General features: G+C 68.5%; 23 protein-coding genes. 10 read left to right on the top strand and 13 right to left on the bottom strand.

The genetic code is table 11. The annotated features are described in order from the left end of the window. Positions 1–40: 40 nt before the first annotated feature. The 8 genes from ACT009_RS13310 to ACT009_RS13275 all read left to right on the top strand — a co-directional run bounded on the left by ACT009_RS13310 (position 41) and on the right by ACT009_RS13275 (position 9,256). Complete coding sequence (locus ACT009_RS13310) at positions 41–409, top strand: DUF4174 domain-containing protein (protein ID WP_445191545.1); 369 nt, start codon at positions 41–43, stop codon at positions 407–409. Between the two features lie 119 nt (positions 410–528). Beyond that, the gene (locus tag ACT009_RS13305; RefSeq protein WP_445191544.1) at positions 529–2,109 is read left to right on the top strand and encodes an FAD-dependent oxidoreductase; all 1,581 of its coding nucleotides are present in this window, start codon (positions 529–531) and stop codon (positions 2,107–2,109) included. Between the two features lie 63 nt (positions 2,110–2,172). After that, positions 2,173–2,631, top strand: a complete 459-nt coding sequence (locus ACT009_RS13300) for a hypothetical protein (protein WP_445191543.1) — start codon at positions 2,173–2,175, stop codon at positions 2,629–2,631. 162 nt (positions 2,632–2,793) lie between these two features. Beyond that, positions 2,794–4,080, top strand: a complete 1,287-nt coding sequence (locus ACT009_RS13295) for an MFS transporter (protein ID WP_445191542.1) — start codon at positions 2,794–2,796, stop codon at positions 4,078–4,080. Then, positions 4,077–5,327 carry an arsenic transporter gene (locus tag ACT009_RS13290; RefSeq protein ID WP_445191541.1) on the top strand — a complete coding sequence of 417 codons (1,251 nt, stop codon included), beginning with the start codon at positions 4,077–4,079 and terminating at the stop codon, positions 5,325–5,327. The genes ACT009_RS13295 and ACT009_RS13290 overlap by 4 nt, the downstream gene beginning before the upstream one ends. Before the next feature lie 328 nt (positions 5,328–5,655). Continuing rightward, positions 5,656–7,071, top strand: coding sequence for a Dyp-type peroxidase (locus tag ACT009_RS13285; protein WP_445191540.1), 1,416 nt, complete (start codon positions 5,656–5,658; stop codon positions 7,069–7,071). 75 nt (positions 7,072–7,146) lie between these two features. Continuing rightward, a complete protein-coding gene (locus tag ACT009_RS13280) occupies positions 7,147–7,686 on the top strand; it encodes a cytochrome b (protein WP_445191539.1) in 540 nt (179 codons plus the stop codon). A 157-nt stretch (positions 7,687–7,843) separates the two neighbouring features. After that, positions 7,844–9,256 carry a pilus assembly protein TadG-related protein gene (locus tag ACT009_RS13275; RefSeq protein WP_445191538.1) on the top strand — a complete coding sequence of 471 codons (1,413 nt, stop codon included), beginning with the start codon at positions 7,844–7,846 and terminating at the stop codon, positions 9,254–9,256. 19 nt (positions 9,257–9,275) lie between these two features. On the opposite strand, the gene ACT009_RS13270 is transcribed toward ACT009_RS13275, so the two are convergent. The 4 genes from ACT009_RS13270 to ACT009_RS13255 form a co-directional block, all read right to left on the bottom strand. Further along, positions 9,276–10,688, bottom strand: a complete 1,413-nt coding sequence (locus tag ACT009_RS13270; protein WP_445191537.1) for a glycoside hydrolase family 30 protein — start codon at positions 10,686–10,688, stop codon at positions 9,276–9,278. Continuing rightward, on the bottom strand, positions 10,685–12,958 hold the full coding sequence (locus ACT009_RS13265; protein ID WP_445191536.1) for a beta-glucosidase: 2,274 nt from the start codon (positions 12,956–12,958) through the stop codon (positions 10,685–10,687). The genes ACT009_RS13270 and ACT009_RS13265 overlap by 4 nt, the downstream gene beginning before the upstream one ends. A gap of 73 nt (positions 12,959–13,031) precedes the next feature. Further along, positions 13,032–14,084, bottom strand: coding sequence for a LacI family DNA-binding transcriptional regulator (locus ACT009_RS13260; protein WP_445191535.1), 1,053 nt, complete (start codon positions 14,082–14,084; stop codon positions 13,032–13,034). A 70-nt stretch (positions 14,085–14,154) separates the two neighbouring features. Beyond that, complete coding sequence (locus ACT009_RS13255) at positions 14,155–14,832, bottom strand: DUF6445 family protein (protein WP_445191534.1); 678 nt, start codon at positions 14,830–14,832, stop codon at positions 14,155–14,157. Positions 14,833–14,870: 38 nt separating this feature from the next. Between ACT009_RS13255 and ACT009_RS13250 the strand changes: the two genes are divergently transcribed. Further along, entirely contained in the window at positions 14,871–15,872 is a 1,002-nt protein-coding gene (locus tag ACT009_RS13250; protein WP_445191533.1) for a cupin-like domain-containing protein, read from the top strand. Here the strand turns inward: ACT009_RS13250 and ACT009_RS13245 are convergent. From ACT009_RS13245 to ACT009_RS13230, 4 genes are all read right to left on the bottom strand, one after another. After that, positions 15,835–17,376: a tryptophan halogenase family protein gene (locus tag ACT009_RS13245; RefSeq protein WP_445191532.1), complete on the bottom strand. Its 1,542-nt coding sequence runs from the start codon at positions 17,374–17,376 to the stop codon at positions 15,835–15,837. The two genes, ACT009_RS13250 and ACT009_RS13245, sit on opposite strands and share 38 nt — an antisense overlap. A 79-nt stretch (positions 17,377–17,455) precedes the next feature. After that, positions 17,456–20,374 carry a TonB-dependent receptor gene (locus ACT009_RS13240; RefSeq protein ID WP_445191531.1) on the bottom strand — a complete coding sequence of 973 codons (2,919 nt, stop codon included), beginning with the start codon at positions 20,372–20,374 and terminating at the stop codon, positions 17,456–17,458. A 116-nt stretch (positions 20,375–20,490) separates the two neighbouring features. Further along, positions 20,491–21,702 carry an MFS transporter gene (locus tag ACT009_RS13235; RefSeq protein ID WP_445191530.1) on the bottom strand — a complete coding sequence of 404 codons (1,212 nt, stop codon included), beginning with the start codon at positions 21,700–21,702 and terminating at the stop codon, positions 20,491–20,493. Positions 21,703–21,778: 76 nt separating this feature from the next. Then, entirely contained in the window at positions 21,779–22,018 is a 240-nt protein-coding gene (locus tag ACT009_RS13230; protein WP_445191529.1) for a hypothetical protein, read from the bottom strand. 267 nt (positions 22,019–22,285) lie between these two features. On the opposite strand from ACT009_RS13230, the gene ACT009_RS13225 reads away from it, so the two are divergent. Then, on the top strand, positions 22,286–22,879 hold the full coding sequence (locus tag ACT009_RS13225) for a PEPxxWA-CTERM sorting domain-containing protein (protein ID WP_445191528.1): 594 nt from the start codon (positions 22,286–22,288) through the stop codon (positions 22,877–22,879). A 77-nt stretch (positions 22,880–22,956) separates the two neighbouring features. On the opposite strand, the gene ACT009_RS13220 is transcribed toward ACT009_RS13225, so the two are convergent. From ACT009_RS13220 to ACT009_RS13200, 5 genes are read right to left on the bottom strand one after another with little or no spacing between them, the layout of a single operon-like run. Further along, positions 22,957–23,535, bottom strand: a complete 579-nt coding sequence (locus ACT009_RS13220) for an SAM-dependent methyltransferase (RefSeq protein WP_445191527.1) — start codon at positions 23,533–23,535, stop codon at positions 22,957–22,959. Then, complete coding sequence (locus ACT009_RS13215) at positions 23,532–24,176, bottom strand: PIG-L deacetylase family protein (RefSeq protein ID WP_445191526.1); 645 nt, start codon at positions 24,174–24,176, stop codon at positions 23,532–23,534. The genes ACT009_RS13220 and ACT009_RS13215 overlap by 4 nt, the downstream gene beginning before the upstream one ends. Beyond that, positions 24,173–25,162 (bottom strand): acyl-CoA dehydrogenase, encoded by a 990-nt coding sequence (locus ACT009_RS13210; RefSeq protein WP_445191525.1) that lies wholly within the window; start codon positions 25,160–25,162, stop codon positions 24,173–24,175. The genes ACT009_RS13215 and ACT009_RS13210 overlap by 4 nt, the downstream gene beginning before the upstream one ends. Beyond that, the gene (locus ACT009_RS13205; RefSeq protein WP_445191524.1) at positions 25,159–26,187 is read right to left on the bottom strand and encodes a glycosyltransferase; all 1,029 of its coding nucleotides are present in this window, start codon (positions 26,185–26,187) and stop codon (positions 25,159–25,161) included. The genes ACT009_RS13210 and ACT009_RS13205 overlap by 4 nt, the downstream gene beginning before the upstream one ends. A gap of 53 nt (positions 26,188–26,240) precedes the next feature. Then, entirely contained in the window at positions 26,241–26,486 is a 246-nt protein-coding gene (locus ACT009_RS13200; protein ID WP_445191523.1) for a hypothetical protein, read from the bottom strand. Positions 26,487–26,518: the final 32 nt, after the last annotated feature.

Genomic DNA, 26,518 nt, shown 5'->3' with positions numbered 1-26,518 from the left:
GCGTTGTCGGTGCATGTCCCTGATCGCTCCACTGGTAACGATGTCGCTGATCGCCGCTGCACCGGCCGCAATCGCCGCGCTGAAATGGGAGAAGCGCGTGTTGCTCGTCAACGCGGCGGATGCCCGCGATCCTCTGCTCGACGAACAACGCCGGATCATCGCAGCGTGGAAGGCGAATGCCGACGACCGCGATCTTGCCGTGGTCGAGATCCTCGGCAACGAGGTGCACGGCGTCAGCGACACCGCCGCCGCGCTTCGCCGACGCTACAGGCTGCCCGCCGCCGGCTTCGCGGTCGTGCTGATCGGCAAGGACGGCGGCGCCAAGCTGCGCGAGAGCCGGCCTATCCCTGCCGCCACCCTGCAAGGGACAATCGACGCCATGCCGATGCGGCGCGACGGCCAGCGCTAGCCGGCTCCGATCGCCCAGCGCGCGACCACCTCCACAAGCACGCTAGTGTGCGGTAATCCCGCGGCAGGGACGGCGACACGGAGGCGGGAATGGAAACGATCGGGCGCGATCTGCGCGAAATGCAGCGAATCCCGCTGGCGCCGGCGCATGTCGAGGCGTTGCGCGCGGCGGGGTCGCCGCGCCGGTACGCAGCGGGGGAGATGCTGACCGAACTCGGTGCGCCGGCCGATCGCTTCATCTATGTCGAGGACGGAGAGGTCGAAGTCGTCAACCCGTTCACCGGCGAACGGCTTGTCCCCTCGACGATCGGCGCGACCCAGTTCGTCGGCGAGATCGCGTTGCTATCGGGCGGGACCTGGTCGTTGCCGATGCGCGCGGTGCGCGAGACTGCGGTGATCGAGGTGCCGCGGGCGGCGCTGCTGCGTCTGATGTCGGCGGTGCCGGAGATGTCGGACATCGTCATCACCGTGCTCGCCGCGCGCCGTCGGCGGCAGCTGGAGGCGGGCGACGGCATGCTCGTGCTGGTCGGGGAGGAGAGCGACCGTGCGGTCCGCCGCGTCGCCGATTTCGCCGCGCGCAACCGCCTGCCCTACCGCTCCTATCCGCTCGGCAGCACCGAGGCCGCCGCCATCGCCGGCAGCTGCGGCACCGCGCCCGATGCGCCGGTGGTGGTCTTCGGTCGCGATCTGGTGGTCGAGGACCCGACGCCGGAGAATGTCGCAAGGCTGCTCGGCCTGGATCAGGACTTGCCCGAGGACGAGGCGTTCGACGTGCTGATCGTCGGCGCCGGCCCGGCCGGAGTCGCGGCGGCGGTCTATGCGGGCGCCGAGGGCCTGTGCGCGCTCGTCGTCGACGAACTCGCGATCGGTGGCCAGGCGGGAACGTCGAGCCGGATCGAGAACTACATGGGGTTTCCGACCGGCATCTCGGGCGCCGACCTCGTCTGGCGTGGCGAGGTGCAGGCGATGAAGTTCGGCACCCGCTTCGTCATGCCCCGCCGGGTCGCGGCACTCGAGCAGCTCGACGACGACGCATTCTGCGCGACCTTCGCCAACGGCCAGCGGGTGAAGGCCGCCGCGGTCGTGGTTGCGAGCGGCGTACAATATCGGCGCCTGCCGCTCGATCGCCTGCCCGACTTCGAGGGCCAGGGGATCTATTACGCGGCGACCGAGAACGAGGCGCGCTTCTGCCGGGAAACCGAGGCGCTGGTGATCGGCGGCGGCAACTCGGCAGGCCAGGCGGCGATGTTCCTCAGCCGGACCGCGCGCCACGTGCGCGTGCTGGTGCGCGGCGACACGCTGGCAACGTCGATGTCGAGCTACCTGTCGAGCCGGTTGGAGGCGGACCCTGCGATCACGATCGAATATGGCGCGCACGCCGCCCGGCTGCACGGCGGGGACTCGTTGGAGGCGGTGACGATCCGCAACCGTGACGGCGATCGCCGGATCGACACCTGCGCGCTGTTCGTGATGGTCGGCGCCGCGCCGAATACCGGCTGGCTGTCCGAATTGGTGGCGCTCGACGACAAGGGTTTCGTGCTGACCGGTGAGGCGGTCGGGGCGCAATCGCCCTACGCCACGTCGCGACCGGGCATCTACGCGGTCGGCGACGTCCGCGCCGGATCGGTCAAGCGCGTCGCCTCGTCGGTCGGCGAGGGATCGGTGGTGATCTCCAAGGTATGGGAACACGTCCGCGGCTGAACCTCGCCCGCCCTTGCCTCGCCCGCCCTTGCCTTCGCCCGCCCCGGCTGCTTCACCGTCGCAATGAAGCGATCGACGATTGCGCTCGTTCCTTTCCTGCTCGGCGTGGCGCCGGGCGAGCCGGTGCTCGGCCCGATTCGGCTCCAGCTCTACTACAAGACCACCGGCACGCTCTCGGCCGACATCGCGCCGCCCCGGCATGTCAGCCTGTGGAACACCGGCGCTGGCGAGGGCGACGCCAAGCAGCCCGCCGAAGACCTGCTGGTATCGGTGCCCATTCAGATGCCGCCTGGCCGCGACATCGGCGAGAATAGCGATGTACCGCTGACGATCAGCGTCCGCACGCGATCGGGCAAACTACTGGCGTCGCGCACCTTCACCTTCGTCGCGATCCCCTACGGGGATCCGGTCTGGAGCCCGTTATGGGTGTCGGGCGTGCAATGCGCGGGTCCGATCGTCGCCACCGCGACCTGGGGCAAGCAGCGACGTAGCGCGACGATCAGCTTCGACTGCGGCGAATAGATGCCGTCGGCCGGCGGCGGCTGCCCGACGCACTTTCCCGGTGCGACTGCCCTGGCGCTTTCGTTAAACCTTAGCTGAACGCGTCCGTTCAGCCTGCTGCCGTTGTCGTGTCTTACCATATGCCTACGCCATCTCGCGTACACCTCGACCTGGAGCAACCGAATGGCGACTGCGGCAGTGAACCCCGGTAGCACGGGGCCATCGCGTGGCGGCGCGCCCGCCCGTACGCCGACGCGCACTCTCGACGCGCTCAACTTCTTCCTGGCCGACGTGCGCGACGGGCTCGGGCCGTACCTCGCCATCTATCTGCTGGTGGTGCGGGGCCCGTCGCACGGCTGGAACGAAGCGACGGTCGGGCTGGTGCTGACGATCGCCGGCATTGTCGGGTTGGTGTCGCAGACCCCCGCGGGCGGCCTGATCGACCGCACGCGGAACAAGCCGCGCATCGTCATCGCCGCCGCCCTGCTCGTGACGCTCGGCAGCCTGTCGTTGCCGATCGTCTCGGGCTTCACGATGGTGACGATCACCCAATCGATCGCCGCCGCTGCGGGCGCGGTGTTCGCGCCTGCGATCTCGGCGATCACGCTGGGCTTGGTCGGCCCCAGGCTGTTCGCCAAGCGGGTCGGCCGCAACGAAGCGTTCAACCATGCCGGCAACGCGGTCTCGGCGGCACTGGCAGGGGTGCTCGCCTGGTCGTTCGGCCCGGTCGTGGTGTTCTGGCTGATGGCGGCGCTGACCGTCGCCAGCATCGCGGTCGCGATGCGGCTGAACAACCACGACATCGACAATGCGATCGCCCGCGGCCTCGACTGCGAACCCGAGGAGGATTGCGAGGAACCGAGCGGCTGGACGACGCTGGTTGAAAACCGCGCGCTGATGATCTTCGCCGCCGCCGCCTTTACTTTCCACCTGGCGAACGCGGCGATGCTCACCTCGGTCAGCCAGCTGCTCGGGCGCACCGTCGGCACCGACAAGGCGACTTCGCTCACTGCGGCGTGCATCGTCGCCGCGCAATTGGTGATGGTGCCGGTCGCGATCGTCGTCGGACGCAACACCGAACGCTGGGGCACCAAACCGATCTTCCTGGTCGCCTTTGGCTTCCTCGCCGCGCGCGGTGCGCTGTACACGCTGTCCAACGATCCCTGGTGGCTGGTCGGCGTCCAGGCGCTCGACGGCGTCGGCGCGGGGATCTTCGGGGCGCTGTTCCCGGTGATCGTAGCCGATCTGACCAAGGGATCTGGCCGGTTCAACGTCAGCCAGGGCGTCGTCTCCAGCGTGTTCGGCCTCGGCGCGGCGCTGTCGGCGACGCTGGCGGGATCGATCATCGTCTGGGCCGGCTACAGCGCCAGCTTCCTCACCCTTGCCGGGATCGCCGCCGCCGGGTTCGTGCTCTATCTCACCGCCATGCCTGAAACGCGACTCGCGCCCGATCGGGCCGGGAAGCGGTGATCCTCGCCACCGCCGCGACCTGGGCCATCTGCGCGGTAGCCACTGCGGCGGTGATCGCGCGGCCGTTCCGCTGGCCAGAGGCGATCTGGGCGGTCGCGGGTGCGGCGGCGCTGCTGCTGTTCGGGTTGCTGCCGCTACCGCTCGCCGCCGGGGCGGTCGCCAAGGGGCTCGACGTCTACCTCTTCCTGATCGGCATGATGCTGCTGAGCGAAGTCGCGCGTGCCGAAGGGCTGTTCGATTGGGTCGCGGCCACCGCGGTGATCCACGCCGGGGGCTCGACCGCGCGGCTGTTCGCGCTGGTCTACGCCGCGGGCGTCGTCACCACGACGTTCCTGTCAAACGACGCGACCGCGGTGGTGCTGACCCCGGCCGTCTGTGCCGCGGCGAAGAAGGCGAAGGCCGATCCGCTGCCGCTGCTGTTCGCTTGCGCGCTGATCGCCAATGCGGCGAGCTTCGTGCTGCCGATTTCCAACCCGGCCAATCTCGTGCTGTACGGCGGCGGCATGCCCCCGCTCGGGCAGTGGTTCGCGTCGTTTGCGCTGCCCTCGGTCGCGGCGATCGCGGTGACCTTCCTGGCGCTGCGCCGGGTCGAGCGCGACCGGCTGGCGGGCGTATGCAGCAGCGACGTCGAGCGTCCCGCGCTGACCCTGGGCGGCAAGGCGGCGTTGGTCGGCATCGTCGCCACCGCGGGCGTCCTGCTGCTGGTGTCGGCGCTCGACGTCCAGCTCGGCGCGCCGACCGCCGTTGCCGGCATCGTCACGACGCTGGCGGTGTGCGCGATCGCACGATCGTCGCCGATGCCGCTGCTCCGCGACGTCTCCTGGAGCGTGCTGCCGCTGGTCGCCGGTCTGTTCGTCCTGGTCGAGGCGCTCGACCGCACCGGCGTGATCGGCCATGTCGCCGCGGCGATCCGCGCGGCGTCGGTCGATCCGGCATGGGCGGCGGCGCTGTCGGGCACGATCCTGGCTGTCGCATCGAACCTGATGAACAACCTGCCCGCCGGGCTGATCGCCAGTACCGCGATCGCGCAGGCGCATCCGCCGCGGCTGGTGGTCGACGCCTTGCTGATCGGCGTCGACCTCGGTCCCAACCTGTCGATCACCGGCAGCCTGGCGACGATCCTGTGGTTGCAGGCGATCCGCCGCGAGGGCGAGAATGTCGGCTTCTGGCGCTTCCTGAAGGTCGGCGCGATCGTGATGCCGATGGCGCTTGCCGCGGCGCTCGGCCTGCGCATCGCGATCGGGTGACGCGTTCGATCGGGCATGATGAAGGTTTCGGTGACGATATTCGGCCGGTAAAGCCCGCCAAATCGAAGACGATGACCCGCCGAACGGTCTCGCTGCTTGCGCGGTGCCGATCGGGACAAGTTACCGCCCGCGGTGATCTACCGCCAATTCGGTGCAGCCCGCGTCGAATCTTGCTGCAATCCGCAGATCGCCCATCTATAACCCGCCTCGGGTAGCAACAGCCGCCGACCGGACGATAGTTCCGCAAGCGAATCCTTAAACGAACGGGCGAGACCGATCTGTCGCAGGCACTGCCTGGGCAGCGCGTTCGCCTGACAAGGAGATCCGCATGCCCGTCACCCTCGACAAGCCGATCGCGTGGGAATCCGCCGCCGGCGACGACCTCACCATGCTCCAGGCGCTCCAGCCCAACATCGTGAAGGCCCATACCCGCGAGTTTCTCACCATCCTCTTCCTGCGGATCGATGATCAGGCGCAGGGCCGTACCGTCCTGAAAGCGCTCGCGGCACAGATGAAGTCCGCACATGCGCATCTGCAGGAGATCAAGGCGTTCAAGACGCTCGACAAGAAGGGCACGCCCTATATCGGCGTGGGGATCAGCGCGGCCGGCTATGTCGCGCTGGGCATCGCCGCGGGCCAGCGCCCCGGCGACGCCGCATTCACCGGCGGCATGAAAGCGTCGCAGCTGCTCGACCCGGCTTCGCAGGTCTGGGATCCGCACTATCGCGGCGACATCCATGCCGTCGTGATGGTCGGCGACCAGTTGAGGGGTCCGCGCAACAAGGCGCTGAAGAAGGTGCGGACGCTGCTCGCGGCGAACCCCGGTGTCGTCGCCCTGGGCGAGGAGGCCGGCTTCGGCCTGCACAATCGCAACGGCGAGGGGATCGAGCATTTCGGCTATGTCGACGGGCGCAGCCAGCCGCTGTTCCTCGCCGAGGACGTCGCGGCGGAGATGCATGGCACCGACGGCGCGACCAACTGGGATCCGGGCTTCGGGCTCGGCCGCGTGCTGGTGCCCGACCCGGCGGCACCCGATCCGACGGTCCAGCACGGCAGCTATTTCGTGTTCCGCAAGCTCGAACAGGATGTCCGCCTGTTCAAGAGCGAGGAGCGCAAGCTCGCCAACCGGCTGAAGCTGAAGGGCGCCGATGCCGAACGCGCGGGCGCGATGCTGGTCGGCCGATTCGAAGACGGCACCCCGCTGACCAGCCAGTTCGCCGACGGCGCGCACAACCCGGTCGCGAACGACTTCACCTACGACAGCGACGACGAGGGCGGCAAATGCCCGTTCTTTGGGCACATTCGCAAGATGAACCCGCGCGGCAGCGGCGGCTTCGAGCCCGTCGAGTCCGAACGGCTGCACATCATGGCGCGGCGCGGCCAGACTTACGGCATTCGGACCGACGACCCCAACGACGGCCGGATCAAGAACAAGCCGTCGGGCGACGTCGGCCTGTTGTTCATGGCATTCAATGTCGATCTGGGGGAGCAGTTCGAATTCGTGCAGAAGAACTGGGCCAACAACGCGTCCTTTCCGGCGGTGCCGGGGGGCGGCTCGGCGCCCGGTCTCGACCAGGTCATGGGCCAGGGCAGCCGGCCCGACATGAGTTGCCCCGTCGCATGGGGCGCATCGATCGGCGATCTGTCGCATCACAGGACGACAAGCGCGGTGCCGCAGGCCGTGCACATGAAGGGCGGCGAGTATTTCTTCATGCCGTCGCTGCCGTTCCTGCGCACCTTGTAGTCGGCACCGCGCCGGGACGTCGCCGCCTGCCGATTGGCGGTGGCGTCCCGGCGCACGACGCGTCATGATCCCGTCATGGCTTATTCTTCGACATCGTATTCGCGGGTCGCGATCGCACTCCACTGGTCGATGGCGGTGCTGATCATCGCCAATCTCTTCATCGGCCTGTTCGGCGATGCGATCGAAACGCTGCTCGGGGGCAGCCCGTTTCCGCTGCACAAGTCGATCGGCCTTACCGTCCTCGCGCTTGCCCTGTTCCGGATCGCTTGGCGCCTCACCCACAAGCCGCCGCCGCTCACCGCGGCCGACACCGGCCGGCTGGAACATCGACTGGCGGGGGGCGTGCACCTGCTGCTCTACGCACTGATGGTGGTAATGCCGATGAGCGGCTGGATCATGTCGTCGGCGGGCAAGTCTCCGCTCGGGTGGTTCGGCTTGTTCTCTGTGCCGAAGTTCGCAGTGACGCGCGCCGACCCGATCGTCGGCGCATCGGGGGCGACGCATCATTACCTGGGTTACCTGATGGCGGCTCTGGTAATCGGTCATATCGCCGCGGCACTGCGCCACCACTTCCTGCTGCGCGACGGTGTGCTGCGCCGGATGCTGCCGTCCTGACGGGCGACGGCCCAATCGCCCGCGGCGCTGCCCGCGGACGTTAAAGGTTGGTTGATAGATCGGGGTTTATGGCGTGCACCGACAAGGCGTCCGTCCGCTTGCCGATCGTCCTAGCACGCACGGCAGCCGGTCGGAGATCGACAGGTAAGCGCAAGATATGGCCAGCAGCATCGGTATCGATCTACGATCGAGCATCAAGGGCGCCCGGACGAAGATCGGTTCGTTCGCCGGCGAGCGGCGCGGCAACGTCCTGATCATCATGGCCTTCTCGATGCTGCCGCTTACCGCGGCGACCGGCATGGCGATCGATTATTCGCGGGCGGCGCGGTTGCAGACCAAGGTGAACTCCGCAGCCGACGCGGCGGCGCTCGCGGCGGTGACGACGCCGATGATGAGCCAGCCGATCAAGGATGCGGCGCAGGCCGCGTCGAGGATGTTCATCTCGCAGGCATCCGGCCTGCAGGGACTGACGTGGAAGACGCCGCTTCGCGCGACCCCGACGGCGTCGCAGACGCTGACGACCTACACGCTGGATTACGGCGCCTATAAGGTGGTGGTGACCGACATCAACCTGACCGGCCTGTCGCGCACCGCGACGGTGTCATACGACGCGCTGTCCCACAACACCTTCTCCAACGTCCTGAAGCTCGAGGAATCGGGCATCGGCGGATCGGCAACGGCGACCGCGAAGACCGCGCCCAACGTCGATTTCCACATCCTGCTCGACACATCGGGGTCGATGGCGCTGCCGTCCACCTCCAGCGGCTTGACGCTGCTCACCTCCAAGACCAACGGCTGTGCGTTCGCCTGTCATTCGACCAACGACGCGACCGCGATCGCCAAGGACGGCAGCCGGACCGACTATTACGGTGTCGCTCGATCCTATGGGATCGTGCTGCGCATCGACGAAGCCAAGTCCGCGGTGCAGGCGATGATGACGCAAGCGGCGTCCACCGGCGCAGCCAACAAGGCGAAGTATCGTGCGTCGCTATCGACCTTCGCGGCAGCCGACTCGCGGTCGAACAACTACTTTACCACTCGGCAAGGGATCACGTCGGTGCTGACCGATGTGTCGAACTCGTCGAAGGGCGTCGCATCTTCGCTCTACTACAGCAATGGGTGCCCGACCAAAGACTATTGCAACAACGATCAGGACACAGCGTCCAGCGATGCGTTTTCGAAAATGAATTCGATGATGCAGGCGCCGGGTAGCGGGACGAACCTGCTATTGGACAAGCCGCAGGCTGTGATGTTCATCATCACCGACGGCATGCGCGACGAAAGCCGCCCCGGCGGCAAGCCGGAGGCGGAGATCGACCGGGCCTGGTGCACCACGATCAAGGCCCGCGGCATCCGCATCGGCGTGCTGTACACCGAATATCTGCCGGAATCGCTGTCTGACAGTTGGTCCAAGGACAACGTCAAGCCGAACCTCTACAAGGTCGAGCCCGCGCTGAAGGACTGCGCGTCGGACGGTTTGTACAGCAAGGTGACGACCGACGACGACATCACCGCCGCGCTCAACAAGCTGTTCTCGCAGGCGGTGTCGACCGCGCGCATCACCGAATGACGACCGCGGGGTAAGGCGGTCAGCGCGCTGCCGACGGCCAGGCGATCGTGATCGCCGCGCCGGGTGGCAGCCGATGCCGGGCGACGACGCCGCCGATCGCTGCTTCGATCGGTAGCGCCTTGGGCGAGTGATTATACGCCAGCAGGACGACGCCACCGTCCGGGTTGCGAAACGCGACGGTGGCGAGCGATCCCGTCTCGCTCGACGCGATGCGGACCCCGCCGGGCCGGACGAAGCGGCTGAGGTGTCCCAGCGCGTAATATTCGAGCTCACGCGTCACCGTGCCGGTCGCGGGGTCGATCGTCACGACGCCGCGACAATTGCCGCAGCCGCCCTTGTGCGGCCCGCCTTTCGGATCGAGCGCTAGATTCCACAGCAGCACCCCGCGCGCCCAATGGCGCGTCGATCCGATCATCAGGTTGCGGACGGTATCGCCGAAGCCGGCATTCCAACCCGGCCGCCAGCCGCCGCCGGAGCATTCGGTGAAGAACACGTCGGATTTTGGGTATGCCGCCCGGACTCGCGATTGCGCCGACACGTCGCCGCCATAGCAATGCCACGCGACGCCCGCGACATAGCGGCGGGCGGCCGGATCGGCCAACACCGTCTCGGGCTGTCGCGGCTGATCCCAATTATGGTCCCATTCGAGCACCCGCGTGGGCAGTCGCGCCTGGACCAGCGCCGGCCCGAGATGCCGGCCGACGAAGCGCGCGCGATCGACCGCAGGCCACTTCATGCCGGGATAGTCGCCCGGCGAGAAATCCGGTTCGTTCTGCACGGTGACGTAGCGCATCGTCACCCCTTCCGCGGCGTAGGCCTTCAGGTAGCGGACGAAATAGCGCGCGTAGGGATCATAGGCGTCGTCGCGCAAGGTGCCGCCGATCATCGAATCGCCCGTCTTCATCCAGCCGGGCGGGCTCCACGGGCTGGCCATGACGACGAGCCGGGGATTGATCGCGAGCGCCTGCTTGACCGTCGGCAACATCGCGTCCCGATTGGGAGCGATCGAGAAGCGCGCCAGCGACGGATCCCGCGCGCCCGCAGGCATGTCGTCGAAACTGTAGTGCGTCGGCGAGAAGTCGGACGCGCCGATCGTCAGCCGGGTGAAGCCGAGCCCCAGCCGATCGGCACCCGTGCCGAACAGGTCGCGCATCAATGCCGCGCGCTCGGCTGGCGCCAGTCCCTGGATCAGGATCGCCGAAGCATCGGTGATCGCCGCGCCGAACCCGACCATCGTCTGGAATCGCTGCTGCGGGTCGATCGCGATCACGACGGTGTCGGCGGTGCGCCGCTCGGCGACGTCGACCGGCGTGAGCCGCTGGCTGCCATCGCCGCTCGTCTGCCAGCCCCGCGCCACCGGACGCGACGCTGGCGGCGGCGCCGCGCCGATCGCCGCCAGCGCTGCACCGGCGGCGACGACGCGCCGGATCACGGCTTGATCTGCCGGTCCGCGAGCGTCGCCTCACCCGCCAGCGTGCGATCACCCGCGAAGCGGCCGACCGCGACCGGATAGCGCCCGGCCGCCACCCGCCAGCGATGCCCGGCAACGTCGAAGTCGGCGATCACGCGCGGATCGACCGTGACCGACACCCGCCGCGTCTCGCCGGGCGCGAGCGTCACCCGTTCGAACCCGGCGAGCCGCACGGTGGCGCCGTCGCGCTTGCCGGCGGTGACGTAGACCTGCGGCGAGTCCGCGCCCGACACCCGGCCAGTGTTGGTGACGGTGAAGCTGACCCGCAGCTGCTGCCCGCCTTCGATGCGCAGATCGGCGTAGCGGAAGTCGGTGTAGGACAGTCCGTAGCCGAACGGGAACAACGGTTTGGTGCCCCGCTTCAGATAGCTGCGATAGCCGACTGCGGCGCCCTCGGAATAGGCGATCGCAGGCGACAGGTCGCGTTCGATCATGCCGTAGGTGCCGCCCGCCTTCTTCGCGGCGTCGACCGCCCTCATTGCGGCGAGGCCGGGGATCACCGCGCGCGGCGCCTGCGTAGGATCGGCGGGGAAGGTCATCGGCAGCTTGCCCGACGGATTGACCGCGCCGAACAGGATGTTGGCGATCGCCTCGCCACCACGCTGCCCCGGATACCAGGCCTGCAACACCGCCGGCACCTGCGCCAGCCACGGCATCAGCACCGGGCCGCCGGTTTCGAGCACCACCGCGGTGCGCGGATTGGCCGCCGCCACCGCCGCGATCGTCGCATCCTGATTGTCGGGGAGCGAGAGCGTCTCGACGTCCTGCGCCTCGGTCCGCCACTGCCAGCCGAATACGATCGCCACGTCGGCGTCGCGCGCGGCCGCTGCCGCGGCGGCGGGGTCGCGACCGTCGACAAAGGTGACCGCCGCACCCGGCGCCAGGGCGCGGATCGCGGCGAGCGGCGACGAGGCATGCCAGGTCACCCGCGCGAAGGAGGCGGCGGCACCCTCGGTCAGCGGGATCTCGACCGGCGCACCGCCGACCGATCGCACCTGGCTCGATCCGCCGCCCGACAGCACGCCGACATCGGCATGCGCCCCGATCACGACAATCCGCTTGGCGGTCCGTGCGAGCGGCAGCACGCCGCGATCGTTCTTCAGCAGCACGCTGCCCTTTTCCGCGATTTCCTGCGCCACGCGGGCATGCGCGGCATAGTCGATCGGCTGGGCGTCGGTCGGCACGGGGTGGTCGATCAGCCCGGTCGACACCACGCCCCACAGGATGCGGCGGTTCATGTCCTCCAGCCGCGCGGCGGGAATGGTGCCCGCCGTGGTCGCGTCGGCGAGCGCCTTGCCGAAGAACATCTCCTTGTCGAGCTCGCGTCCGGACTGCTGGTCGAGGCCCGCCTTGACCGCCTTCACGGTCGAATGGACCGCGCCCCAGTCGCTCATCACCCAGCCCTTATACCCCCAGTCGTCCTTCAGGATGTGGTTGAGCAGGCGGTCGTTCTCGCACGCCCAGTCGCCGTCGACCTTGTTGTACGAACACATCACCGATCCCGGCCGGCCGCGCTCGATCGCGATCTCGAACGCGAGCAGATCGCTTTCGCGCAGCGCGGCTTCGTCGATGCGGGCGTCGGTCGTGGTGCGCAGCGTCTCCTGCGGGTTGAGTGCGTAGTGCTTCACCGTCGAAACGATGTGGTTCGATTGGACGCCACGGATCGATTCACCGGCCATGATCCCCGACAGCAGCGGGTCCTCGCCGAGATATTCGAACGTGCGGCCGCCCCAGGGATCGCGGGTCAGGTTGACGCCGCCCGCGAGCAGGACGTTGAACGTCTTGGCCCGCGCCTCGCTGCCGATCATCGCGCCGCCGCGATAGGCAAGCTCGGGATCGAAGCTAGCCGCCAGCGCCAGGCTGGCGGGCAGGGCGGTCGCGACGTCGCCCTTGCGCTGTTCGATCTGGTTGGCGACCCCGAGCGAGGCGTCGCTCTCGCGCAGCGTCGGGATGCCGAGCCGGGGCACACCGGGCACATAGCCCGCCGAGGGGATCATGTCCGCGGGACGATCCTTGCTCATCGGCGGGAAGTACCCGAACACGTAGCGCAGCTGTTCCTCGCGCGTCATCTTCGCCGCCAGCGCCGCGGCCCGCGCGTCGTCATCCTGCGCCTCCCCCTGAACCTGGGGTCCGCCGGCTGCACGCCTGGCCTGCGTCTGGCCCGCGTCCGCGGACGCGCCGATCAGTATTGCCGCGGTCGCCGCGACCTGCGCGAGCGTCGAAAGCTTCATGCCTCTCCCTTTCGTCGCCGCCCTTGATTGGAAGCGCTTCCAACGATGTTAATCCGATGCGCTGCGGCCATTGTCAACGCTCGACCGGTGCAGCGACCGACGCGCGCTCGACGATCGTGAACGGCAACATCTCTGCGGGCTGGGTCGGCGCACCGCCACTGCTGCCAGACCGGGCGTTCGCGATAATCTGAACCGCGCGGGCGCTCATCTCCTGGATCGGTTGGCGCACCGTGGTCAGCGGCGGCCACACCATCGCCGAGACGGGGGTATCGTCGAAGCTGGCGATCGACAGGTCGCCCGGCACCTCCAACCCCGCGCGATGCGCCGCGAACAGCGCACCGACCGCGGTATCGTCGTTGGCGCAGATGATCGCGGTCGGTGCGTCGGCGACCGCGATCAGTTCCGGCAACAGCTCGACACCCGCGCGGAAGGTGAAGTTGCCGCGGACCGATGTCATCGCGGCGCCGGCCAGTCCCGCGTCGCGCAACGCCCGTTGCGCACCCTGGTATCGCTGCTCCGCGGACAGATGCTCCGCGAGTCCCTTGATGAAACCGAAGCGGCGATGGCCGCAGGCGATCAGATGCTCGGCGAGCGCGAAACCCGCCGCCTCGTCGTCCATGCCGACACCGGGGACGTCGCCGTCGTGGGCGACGCCGGGCGAGATGCGGACGACCACCGCCCCGGTCCGCCGCAGCCGATCGACTAGCTCGATCCGGTCGCAGAACGGCGGTGTCACGATCACGCCCGAACACCGGCTGTCCTCGACCAGATCGACGATCCGCTCGTCGACGCCGTCGCGGGTCTGCACCAGCGTGTGCGTGACGAGCTCCAGCGACGCCTGCATGCACACCCGCAGCGCCCCGATCTCCAGCGCCGCCTGATAATAGGAATTGGGCTCGCTTTCGGTGTCGGACGACAGGATCAGCAGGACCGACCGGTTGCCGCCGCCCGCTAGGTAACGCGCCTGCAAGTTGACCTGATAGCCGAGCGTGGCGACCGCCTCCAGCACGCGCGCACGCATCCGATCGCTGACGTTGGGCCCGTCATTCAGCACGCGCGACACCGTCGTCCGGGCGACGCCGGACAGGCGGGCGACATCGTCGATCGTTGGCCTGCGTCTCGTCACCCACCATCCTTCGTGCCGGCCGGCGTCTGGCAGCGGGCCGCAGCCGGCGCAAGCGCGCCGCGACCCATGATCACGTCGCGCTGAGGAAGCTGGCGATCGTCAGCCGTCCGCGCGCGGGATCGGCCGGCAGGTCGCGGCGATTGTCGATCGCCGCGCAGTGCAGCAGGCTGCTGCGATAGATCACCGCGCGATTGAAGCGCGCGTCGACCGCCGCGATCGGCTCGAACATCGTGGTCGGGCCGTCGATATAGCCCGGCTCCGGCTCGCCGTCGCGGCGCAGATCGGCGGCGAGCGCGTCCAGATATGCGCGGTGGCGGTCGGGCCCGATGGTCTCGAACCCGGTGCTGCGATGGCGAAAGAAGCGCGTCCCGCCCCAATCCTCCGCGCAGAGATAATGCACGATCGCGAGCTTGCCGGGCGCGACGTCGTCGATGTGCGGCAGCCGCTGCGGCAACGTCAGCTCGCCCGGCGACGTCTGCGTCAGCGAGAACAGAGCGCGATCGAACGCCAGCGTCTCGGCAAACCCGAACACCCGCCGCGCCGCCCCTGCGACCAGCGGACCGACCTCGGCGCAATAGGCCGCCCCCGCCGGCGCACGAACGCCGGGATAAAAGCCGCCCAGGGTGGCGAGCGGCGCCGCCGACGCCTCTGCGACCAGGCGGGCCGGGGCGGGCGCGAAATCGTCGATGATGACGATCGGTTCGCCTTCGTCGCCGATCCGCCGGACCTCGATCCTCGGCAGCGTCATCGCTTGACACCGTTCCGACGAGCGTGGACCCGTAAGCCATGGTGCCGCTTCCCGAGTATGAAGGCGTTGATGCCGCGCGCTTCGCCGCGATCCGTGCGGAGGGGCGTCCGGCGGTGCTGCGCGGGCTGGTCCGCGACTGGCCTGCGGTCGTCGCCGCGCGTGAGGGGCGGCTGCGCGATCACCTGACGGGCATGGCGACCGACGAACCGATCCCGATGGTCCGCGCCGCGCCCGAGGAGGATGGGCTGCTGCATTACGAGGCGGCGCTGCGTGGTCCCAACTTCACCCGCACGCCGGTGACGATGCGCCAATTCCTGGCCGTGCTGGAGGCGGCGACACCGCAGCGGGGAACGCTGGCGGTCCAGGGGCTCGACACCCGCGCGGTACTGCCGGACTTCGCGGCGGCGCACCTCATGCCGCTGCTGCCGGCCAACGTCGTGCCCCGCATCTGGATCGGCACCGCGGCCAAGGTCGCCACCCACAACGATCCCGCCGAAAACATCGCCTGCGTCGTCGCAGGGACGCGCCGGTTCACGCTGTTCGCGCCCGATCAGGTCGGCAACCTCTATATGGGGCCGTTCCACGTCACCCCCGCCGGCACCCCGGTCAGCATGGTCCACGTCACCCGGCCCGATCTGGATCGCTTCCCTCGGTTCGCCACCGCACTCGACGCGGCACAGACCGCGGAGATGGAACCGGGCGATGCGATCTACATACCCTATGGTTGGTATCACCATGTCGAGGCGCTCGCCGCGGTGAACATGCTGGTCAATTACTGGTGGGATCCGGCGCGGCGCGATCTGGGATCGCCCTGGGACGCGCTGATGCACGGGATGATGAGCCTGCGCCAGCTGCCGCCCGACCAGCGCCAGGCGTGGCGGGCGATGTTCGACCATTATGTCTTCCTCGCCGATGGCGATCCGGCGGCGCATCTGCCTCCCGCGGCACGCGGCATCCTGGCCGCGGAGACGCCCGACGAGATGGCGCAGCTGCGCCGCACCATCATCGCCGCGCTGCAACGCGGGGATGCACCGCGCTAGGCAGCGGCGGCGCGGCGCAGGTGCGGGCGACGAATGCCTCGTGGCTGGGCATCAGCGCGACGCACTTGTCGATGATCGCGGTCGTATTCGCGAGATAGGCTTCGATCTCCGCCCGCGGCGTCACGTCGATCAGCGGATCGGGTGCGCGCGGGATGATGCCCTGGCCGATCAGCACCTGGATCCAGCTTTCCTCCGCGAACAGTTCGTCGTCCTCACGGAAGATGCGGCCGTTGGCGGCGAACAGCGCGATCTTGCGGGCGAGCGTGTCGGGCACCGCCATGTCGCGGACGTGCCGCCAGAACGGCGTGTCGTCGCGCTCGGTCGCCTTGTAATGGAGGATGATGAAGTCGCGGATACGTTCGAATTCGTAATCGGTCTGCCGGTTGAACTCCGCGATGTTGGCGGGATCGAACCCGGCATCGGGCATCAGCCGCACCAGCCGCAGGATCGCCGACTGGATCAGGTGGAGCCCGGTCGATTCGAGCGGCTCGAGGAAGCCGCCCGCCAGCCCGATCGCAACGCAGTTGCGCACCCAGGCGGCGCGGCGCTTGCCCGGCACGAACGACAGCCGGCGGGGTTCGCCGAGCGCGGGCGCGTCGAGATTGCGGAGCAGGATCGCCTCTGCTTCCGCATCGTCCATGTGCCGGCTCGCATAGACATGGCCGTTGCCGGTGCGATGCTGCAGCGGGATCCGCCATTGCCACCCCGCCGGCTGCGCGGTGGATTTCGTGTAGGGCGTGAAATTGGCCGATCGCTCACTCGGCACCGCGACCGCGCGATCGCAGGGCAGCCAATGGCTCCATTCCTCATAGCCCGTCTTCAGCGTTTGTTCGATCAGCAGGCCGCGGAACCCCGAACAGTCGATGAAGAGATCCGCCTCCAGTACCGCACCATCGTCCAGTGTCACGGAGCGGATAAAGCCCGTCTCGCCGTCCTGCGCGACATCGACGATCTGTCCCTCGCGTCTCACCACGCCCCGCGCCTGGGCATAGTCGGCGAGCAGCGCGGCATAGAGGCCGGCATCGAAGTGGAACGCATAGGCGATCTGCCCGATCGGACTGTCGGGCATGTCCGTGCGCGGTCGCATGAAGCGATTGGCGAGCGCCGCCCAGGTGTTGATCGAATAGCGATCGAACGCCTCTGCCCGCCCCTCGGCATGCAGCTTCAGCCAATAATGGTGGCAGCGCAGCCATTCGAGATCGCGGCCGATCACGCCGAAGCCGTGGACGTAGCTGCTGCCCGGCCGCAGCCAATCGTTGAACTGGATGCCCAGCTTGAAACTGCCCTGGGTGCGGCGGAGGAAGTCGTCCTCGTCGAGCCCGAGCAGCTCGTTGAATTTCTTGATCGCGGGGATCGTCGCCTCCCCGACGCCGACCGTGCCGATCGCATCCGATTCGACCAGGACGATGTCGTACCGCCCCTTGAACAACCGCGCGAACATCGCCGCGGTCATCCACCCGGCCGAGCCACCGCCGGCGATCAGGATGCGCTTGAGCACTGCCATCCGCCGTTCCTAGCCGGTTGCGTCGTCGAAGGGAAAAGAGGTGGCGGGCGACGACGCGCCCGCCACCATGCGGGGGACGTCAGAACCGGTAGTTGAACCCGAGCAGGAACTGGCGCCCGTAATCCTCGTACGTCTCGAGCAGCGCGACGCCGTCCTGGGTCTTGGTGCCGCCGCCATCGAGGCCGAGGCGGGTCCGGTAGGGCGAGTTGGTCAGGTTGTTGACCTGGAACAGTACGCCCAGTCCTTCGAGCGCGCCGCTCTGGACGGTGTATCCGATCTGCGCGTCGACCTGCTTGTCCGCCAGGATCTCGGTGAACCCACGGGTCGCGAACAGCTGCACCACCTCGCCCTTGAAACTCGACCGGTAGCGCTGGCTGATCCGCGCCTGGAAGCCGTCGCGTTCGTAATAGCCGGTGATGTTGTACACCCGGCCCGACAGCCCGGGAATTCGCACTGCCTGGGTCGGATCGGGGTTGCTCGTCGGGTTGAGGTTCGACTTGGTCAGCGACAGGCTGCCCTGCACCCCGAGCCCGTCGAGCAGGCTCGCGACCGTACCGAAGCTGAAGGCGCCGCTGAATTCCAGCCCCTTCACGTTCCCGCCCTTGCCGTTTGCAGGCAGCGTTATCTGGCCGATGTTGCTGATGACCACGCCCGGCGGGATCGCGGAGGCGGTGGTCGGCAGCGGGATGCCGCTGAAGTCGAACGTCCCCGACTGTTGGTAGATGTAGGTCTTGATGTCCTTGTAGAAGCCCGCGATCGACAGATAGGTCGTCGGATTGACGTACCATTCGTACGCCGCGTCGAGCGCATTGGCGCGCCACGGCTTCAGCTTGGCGTTGCCGCCCGATGCCGACCAGGGGTTGACGACGGTGCCGGGCGAGCAGGTCTGGCCGCTGCAAACCAGCGAATTGAAGCCCGGCGCGACGTTGGCGCGCATGTCGTCCATCCGCGGTCGCGCCATCGTCTTGGACGCCGCGAACCGCAGCCGATGGCCGCCGCCCATGTCGAAGATCAGGTTCAGGCTCGGCAGCACGTCGGTGTAGCTGGCGCCGTCGCGGATGCGCTGCGGCACGATCGGCTGCCCCGGTTCCAGCCCGTTGATGACCACGCCGGTAGAAGACTGGTCCTGGTTGACCACCTGGACGCCGATATTGCCCTTCAGCCGCCCCCAGTCGATGTTCGCCTTCACGTGCCAGGTGATCACGTCCTCCAGGATCGCCCAGTTCTTGTCGTAATAATTGGCGTCGCGGATCGGCGCGATGTCGTAATAGCGGCCGAGCAGATCGGCGGGGTTGAAGGTCAGCACCTCGCCGAAGCCGGCGAAGCCGAGATTGGTCGGGCTGCCGATGAAGCTCGGATCGACCAGCACCTGCTGGCGTCCGTTCTTCAGGAACAGGTCGTTGTCGCTGACCGTCTTGTCCTTGCTGCGATGCGTCCAGTTCACGCCCGCGTCGAAGCTGCTGAAGAAGCCGTCGACTTCGTGGTTGAGCCGCAGGTCGAGCGCGTAGACCTTCTCCTCGACCTCGGGGAAGCGGATCGCACCGTCATGGCCCCAGCCGCCCCATGGCGCACGATCGCCCAGCGAAACCCTGCTGGCATCGGCGTAGTTCAGCCCCTCGCCATAGGTGGGGAAGCCGTCCGCGGGGGTCTCGAAGCCGATATTGTCGAGCGTGCGGCCGACATTCTGGGTGGCCGGAGTCACCCCGCCCGTGCCGAGCCCGTAGCCGGCATAGGTCTCGAGGATCTGTTCGCGCCGCTTGTTGGTGGAATAGGACAGGTCGGCAAAGGCGTGAGTGCGTTCGTCGAGCTGGAATTCGTTGTTGAGGCCAGCCGAGAACAGCTCGTCGCGGCGCTTGTTGTTGTCGTTGCGGATGATCGGCACCGCGCCGACCTGCGTTCCACCGATCGCGACCGCCGAACCGCCGCGATCCTCGGTTGTGACGCCGGTGAAGGTCAGCCCGTCGGCGAAGGGATTCGAGAACCACTGCGCACCGCGGGTCACCTCGTTCTGCTTGAACTGCGAATAATAGACGTCGAGCGTGCTGTGGACGACGTCACTCGGCTGCCATTCCACGATGCCTATGAAGGCGTCGCGGATGTTGGTGCGCGAGGTGACGAACGTCTCCTGCCCGTTGACCAGCAGCGCGCCGTCCGCCGCATTGGGCGACACGACGTTGATCGGCGCGCCGTTGGCGTCGGTCTGGTCGCCGAATGCCTCGTAGCCATAGGCCTTGTAGTGGCGGTTGCCCGACGGGGAATCGAGCCGCGCATAGCCGAGCGCGATGCCGAGCGTACCGTTGGCGAACTGGTCGATATAGCTGGCGCTGACGCGGTATCCGGTGTTGCGGATGTCGTCGTTGAGCTTCTTGCCCTCGGTCTTCTCGCCGCGGACGTTGACCGCGAAGGCGCGCTTGCCGAAGGTCAGCGGCCGGACGGTGCGGAGATCCGCCGTGCCGGACAGTCCCATGCCCGAAATCTGAGAATCGGGCGTCTTGTAGATGACGACGCTCGACAGGAGTTCGGACGGGTATTGATCGAATTCGACCGCGCGATTGTCGCCCGAGCTCGCCTGCTGCCGCCCGTTGAGGAGCGTCGTAGTGAAGTCGGGGGCGAGGCCGCGGATCGAGATCACCTGCGCACGCCCGGCGACGCGCTGCGCCGCGAGCCCGGGCAGGCGCGCAATCGATTCGGCGATCGACACGTCGGGCAGCTTGCCGATGTCCTCGGCCGACACCGCCTCGACGATCGAGGTCTCGTTGCGCTTCAGGCTGATCGAGTCGGCGATGCCGCGGCGGATGCCGGTGATGACGATGTCGTCGCCCGACTGATCGGCGGCAGTGGTGTCGGCGGTGGTGCTGTCGGTCTGCGGCGCTTCGCCCGGCACGGGGGCGGCGGCCTCCTGTGCGACAGCAGCCTGAGGCAGTGCCAGCGCGGTGGTGCCGAGCAGCAGCGAGATCAGCGTCGTCACGCGGCGTGCGTGCACAATTCGGGTGTTCATTCTTCCTCCCCTTCGCCCGGTCCCAGCCCGAGCATCGTTCCGCGCCGCCGTATGCTACGGTCTATTGGAAGCGCTTCCAATTTCGTACCACAATTGCGCGAGGTCGCAACATCAAATCAGCTGGGTGGACGCGGGCAGCGCACCCGGAGCGCGAAGGCGAGGATCGGCAGGTAGCAGCCGGCGGGCAGCAGCAACGCCGGGACGAGCCCGATCCGGTCGGCGAGCAGGCCGGTGAGGAACGGCACCACTGCGCCGCCGACTACCGCGACGCACAGCACCATCGCCCCCGGGGTCGCCTGCTCCGGCCGGTCGGGTAGCGCCAGGACGTAGACGGTCGGGTACATGATCGAATGCGCGATACCCGTGGCCAGCAGAGCAGCCGCCGCGACCGGTCCGCCGCCGAACACCGCGCCGACGACCAGAACCGCGGCAAGCGCAGCCGCGATGGCGAGCAACGTGGCGGGCGCGACGCGGCGCATGACCGCGGCACCCGCAAACCGCCCGATCATTGCGCCGCCCCAGTAGAGCACGACCAGCCTCGCCGCTGCCGTGGGCGCAAGGCCAAGTGCGTGCGGCGTCATCAGGAAATCGGTGAGCAGCGCGCCGATCGCCACCTCCGCCCCGACATAGGCGAAGATCGCGCCCGCGCCCGCGATCAGCCGACGGTCGCGTAGTGCGCCCAGCCACGCTGCGCGCGGGACCCGCAGATCTCCCGCGGGCATTCCGCGCAACAGGTCGCGGTGGCGGAAGAACGCCAGCGACAGCGCGGCGAGAGCCACCGCCGCCAACCCGAACGGCAGCGCCGGCCCTCCGAACGCGGCTCCGGTCTGCGCGGACGCCACGATCGTCGAGGCACCGACCGCCGGCCCCAGCACCGTGCCGAGCGAGTTGAACCCCTGCAAGATGGTCAGCCGGAACGCCGCGCGGCGCGGATCGCCGACCATCGTCACCGCGGTGTTGCTCGCGATCTGCAAGATCGTCGCGCCGGTGGAAACCGCGAGCAAGGCGATCAGGATCACCGCATAATCCTGCCGAGCGAGCCCGGCGAGCAGCACGATGCAGCCGACCGCCATCATCGTCAGCGCGATCGCATGCGCACGCATATACCCCGCCATCGTCACCAGCGCCGCGACCGGCACCGCCAGCACCAGATAGCTCGAAAAGGACGCGAGCTGGATGCCCGCCGCGGCGGCGTAACCCAGTCCCAGCGCCAGCCGGACGCGCGGGACGAGCAGGCTGATCAGCGACGCCATGAAGCCGCCGATCAGGAAGACGCCGAGCGAAAGCCGGAACAGCCGGGATGCGGGATCGCTGGTCGACGAAGCCATGCGATTGCTTACGCCGGTTGGGGCGGCGTGGTCCAATACCGGCTCGCCTTAGCGAAGCGGGCATGCGCCGACAGGCTTACACGATGACCGGGAAATCCGGGCGCGCGGCCAGTTGCGCGATCTTCGCCCAGGGTAGCCGAGCTTCGATGGTATCGCTTTGGATGATCAGCCGCGCGCGCTCTTCTTCGGGACGACCGAGCGCCACATGGACGGCTTCGCCGATCTGGCCCCTGAACAGTTCCGACGCCTTCTTTCCACGGATGCCCGAACGCAGGCACAGGCATGCTTCCGCGTACCAATCGACGACATCTTCCACTGTTGCGACGCTCCCGGTGCCCGTTCCTGGCTGAAACGACCTTATCGTGAGGGCTGATGCCGCCAGCATGAACGGAGTTCGCCATGAGTCCCGAAGCGGGACAGACTAGGCGCCTGCCTGCCTGCCCCACGCTCCCCGATCGGCAGCAACGCGGCAGGAACGTAGCAGAACGGCACACAATCGTACGATGCGCTTCAGCTATATCCATTCACGCAGACCCCCGGCTCGGCCATAGGAACGGTGAAGCAAAACAAAAGGGGAGCCGTCATGAAATCGATACTTGCAGGTCTGGCGCTGAGCGCTGCGTTCTTGTCTGCTGCGCCGGCGTCGGCAGCAGCGGTGGTCACGTCGATCCAGATCAAGAACGTCTACGGCGTGTCCGGCCAGAGCTATCTGCAGATCGCCGAACTCCAGGCGTTCTCGGGCGCGGTCAATGTCGCCCTTCAGGGCACTGCGGACGCGACCAGCGTGTACATTCCCGGCGGCAACAATGCCGCGGCGACCTTCGCCAACGACGGTAGCCTGGGCGGCACCTATCCCAGCATCTATCACGGCAATGACGGCGACGGGAACGACGTGTTCACGCTGACGCTGGCGGCCGCGACGTCGATCGACAGCATCGCGATCTTCGGCCGCACCGATTGCTGCGGTTACCGCGACGTCTACAGCTTCTCGCTGTTCAACGGCACGCAGCTCGTCCAGTCGGGCCGGCTCGACGCCAGCCTGACCGGCTCCGCCTCCGCAGCGGTCGCCGCCGTTCCCGAGCCCGCGACCTGGGCGATGATGCTGGTCGGCTTCGGCGCCATCGGTGGCGCGATGCGCCGCAAGTCGAAGGTGACCACGGGCGTTTCCTTCGCCTGATCGCACCGGCATACCATGATCCGAGGCCGTCGCTCGAAAGAGCGGCGGCCTTTTTTCATGGTCCGGCTGCCATTGCCCTAGTCGCGACGCCGTGCGCTGCACACGATCCACTTGCCGGTGCGGCGGACCGCGCGGGCGGCCCAGCGGTGGCCGGACTGGGCAAGGAAGCGGTCCTGGATGCCGGCGGCGTGTTGCGCGAAGTCGAAGAAGTCGATGCGGTGGTGCGCCAGCACCAGCGTGCCGCCCGGCCGCAGCCAGGTAACGGCGTCGCGAGCGACCCGCAGCATCGCGCGCTCGGACAGATAGTAGAGGATCTCGGCAATGACGACCGCGTCATAGACCGGCAGCGGCGGTCGCGCGGGGAGCGGGAGAAGGCTCGCATATGCATGGGGGTAGCGGGCGATCGCGCGGGCGGTGAGCGCGGTGCCTTCGCGCGTGCCTTCGGTCGCGTCGAGCCGCAGCGATCGTGGCGCCAGCGCCACGCTGTTCGAGCCGTTGCCGCTGGCGAGTTCTAGCACGCGCCCGATCGGCCCCGGGCCGAGCGCGTGAAGGATCGCGGCGCGCTTCACGGCCTCGTCGCGCGCCGTGAAGGTCCGCCAGGGATCGTCGTCGCCGGCGAATTTCGCAGAGAAGCCGGCCAGGTCGATGCTGCTCATCGCCGCAGCTCTTCGAAGGTCTCGAGTGGATGGGCGAAAGCGGCCAGTTCGTGCCGGGCGATGGCGAAGCCGCCGGGATCGTCGCGGATCATGCCGAGCTGGGTGCGGTAGACGCCGATCAGCGACCGCTTGGCGAGCCACCCGCCCGCCATCCTGACCGACGCCGCGAGCTTCTGCCCGCCGCGCCGATGCGGCCAGACGCGGTAGCCGAGCCGCCGCGCCGGCGTGCGGCAGCGCGCGATCGCAGCGGCGACGGCGCGGTGATCGGGATGCGCGTCGTCGATCATCGGCCCGACGATGAGGCCGAGCTGCCGATGCCGGGCGACGACGCGGCCGACTGCGCGGTCGCAGCGACCGGACAAGCCGCCATCCGGCAGCCCCAGGAAACGCACCGCACCCGCCGTCACGCCGAGCCGCGCCAGCGCGCGGCGGCTCTCGCGTCGGCGCGCCGAAACCAGCCGCGCGCGCGGCCAGCGGCGGCTTGCGGGATGGGAGGCGGCGCCGTCCGCGACCACCACGACACGCACCCGCGTGCCGCCCCGCCGGAGCGACTGGATCAGCGCCGCCGCCCCGATCACCTCGTCGTCCGGATGCGGCGCGACGATCAGCGCGGTGCGCGGGTTGCCGATACGCAGCCTCAAAGCGCGGCGTCCAGATCGCCGGCAGCGACCGCCCGGCCGACCTTCAGCCGCTGCGCGTCTGGCGCCGGTTGGCGGAGGTACACCATCAGATCCGCCAGCCGCGCGGCGAGCGGGTGCGCGAGGAACAGGCCCTGCAGCCCGACCGCCTCCTGCGCCACCGCAAGGGCGCGTTCGCCAGCGGTCGCGACCTGGAGCCGCGCCGCCGCCACCCGCGCGAGGCGGGCCGAATCGGGTTCGTCGAACCAGACTTGCGCGGTGTGGCGCACGGTCGCGGCGGTACTCTCGGCGAGCGAGAACAGCTCGGCGATACGGGCGGCCTGGAACGGGTCGTCGGCGCGGCCCGTGGCGACCAGATGGTCGCGCACCGCATCCAGCACGCCGGCGATGCCGCCGGCATGCACCGCGACGAAGCGGAGCGCGCCGCCGCTGAAGAAGGGCTCGCGCGCATAGCTGCCGGGCTCGCCGATCGCATCGTCGGCGGCGATCGGCACATCGGACCAGCGCACCTGATGCGTCTCGGACCGCTGCATGCCGAGCGTCTTCCACCAGCTGCGATCGATCGTGGGCGGCACCCGGGCGAGATCGAGCAACAGCAATTGCGGCCCGCGATCGGTGTCGGCGTTCACCAGCGCATGGCTGAGGACCCCCGCCCCCGACGCATAGCTCTTGCCGCCGCCCAGACGATCGTCCGCGAGCACCAGCGGCTCGCCGGGCAGGCCGGCGTTCCACACGCCAGCCGTGGCGCCGTCCGCCAGCCTCGCCCGGAAGCGCTCGACCTGATCCGGTGATCCATAGCGCAGCACGATCTGTACCGCGTCGACATGGCCCTCGAGCAATCGGCCCGCCGGCAAGTCGCGTCGCCCGGTGTGATATAGATGCCGTAGCAGGGCCAGGTAGGCGGGCGCGTCGACGGGATCGCCGGCGGGCGCATCGACCCATCCCGCGTCGTCGATGCATCCGCCCAGGATCGCGGCCATCGTCGTCATGCGGCCTCCACGAATGCCGTGCGCTCCAGCGCCGCCAGCGCCAGCTCGGCGTCCACGAATGCGATCACCGGGTTGGCAAAGGGCGCGGCCGGGACGATGCGCATCGCGAATGCCTCGGCATTGGGGCAATCGCGCGCCACGCCGATCACGTGATCGGCACTCAATCCGATCATCTCGCCGAAGCCGGCGACCGCGCGACGATCGTCGATCATGCCGAACACCCGGCGGGCATCGGCCTGGAGCCGATACTGCCAAACCGCGGCGGCCGGATGCGGGATACCGGGCAGGCCGTGGCCGTCGATCTCGCGCAGCGCAGCGGCAAGACCGCCCGGTGCCCTGCCGTCGCGACGCGACGACGTCTCCACCACCATCGCGGGTTCGCGCCGCACCCGCATACCGGCCCGCGATGCGTCGTCGATAAATGCCGCGTCCTCGCCCGACCGCAGCGGCCTGAACCCGCCCAGACGGTCATAGGCATCGACCCTGAAGCCGAGGTTGGCGCCGCCCGAATGATGCGACCCCGCCGGGGTATCCCACGGCACCGGATCGATCGTCCGGCGCAAGGCATGCAGTCGATCGAAATATGCTTCCACCCTGCTTTGGTCGAGGTCGCGGTCCGCGGCCGACCGGATGACGCGGCCCGCGACGACATCGGCCAGCGCCAATCCGTGAAACGCCGCGCGCACCCAATCCGCGCGCGGCTGGCTGTCCGCATCGGTCGACAGCAGGATACCGCCCGAACCCGATCGGGCATGGTCGAGCCCGAGCGCCATCGCGGCCCGTCGCGCCCGACCCGCATTGGCATCGGCGCTCGGCGTGCCGCTGGCGATCGTCATGGGGTGTGGAAAGTCGGTCGCCGCGCCACGCAGCACGCGTTCGCTGTCGTCGGTGCAATTGTCGAGCAGGCAGAACACCGCCAGCCGCGCCGGGGGCAGATCGAGCCCCGCCAATGCGGTCAACAGCGACGGCAGCGCCTCCTGCTCGTTGCGAAGCGGTACACAGACGGACACGGCGGCGAGGGTCAAGAATGCGGCTCCTGGTCGTATCGGATGCGTTCGTAACGGCGCCGACGTGCGGTCTAGCGGCGGAGCGCCGATGCGAGCGCGAGGCCCGCACCGATCTGCAGCAGCCCATAGGCGCGGCGACGCGCCGGCCGCTCGGCGAAGGGGCGCACGAGTACGTCCACCGCGGCCACGTCCGACCGCCACAACTCGACATGACGCCTCGCTTGCAGCAGCCCGAGCATGCCATCGCCGATCATGAACAGCGCCGCCATCTCCGCCGATCGCCTGATGCCGAGTTGCATCGAAGTCGCCTCATCCATCGTTCGCTCCGCCCGTTCCTCGACCATCTCGC

The organism is Sphingomonas sp. Tas61C01 (assembly GCF_052567495.1).
The sequence above is the reverse complement of the archived record's forward strand: the minus strand, read 5'-3'. Positions and strand labels throughout refer to the sequence as shown.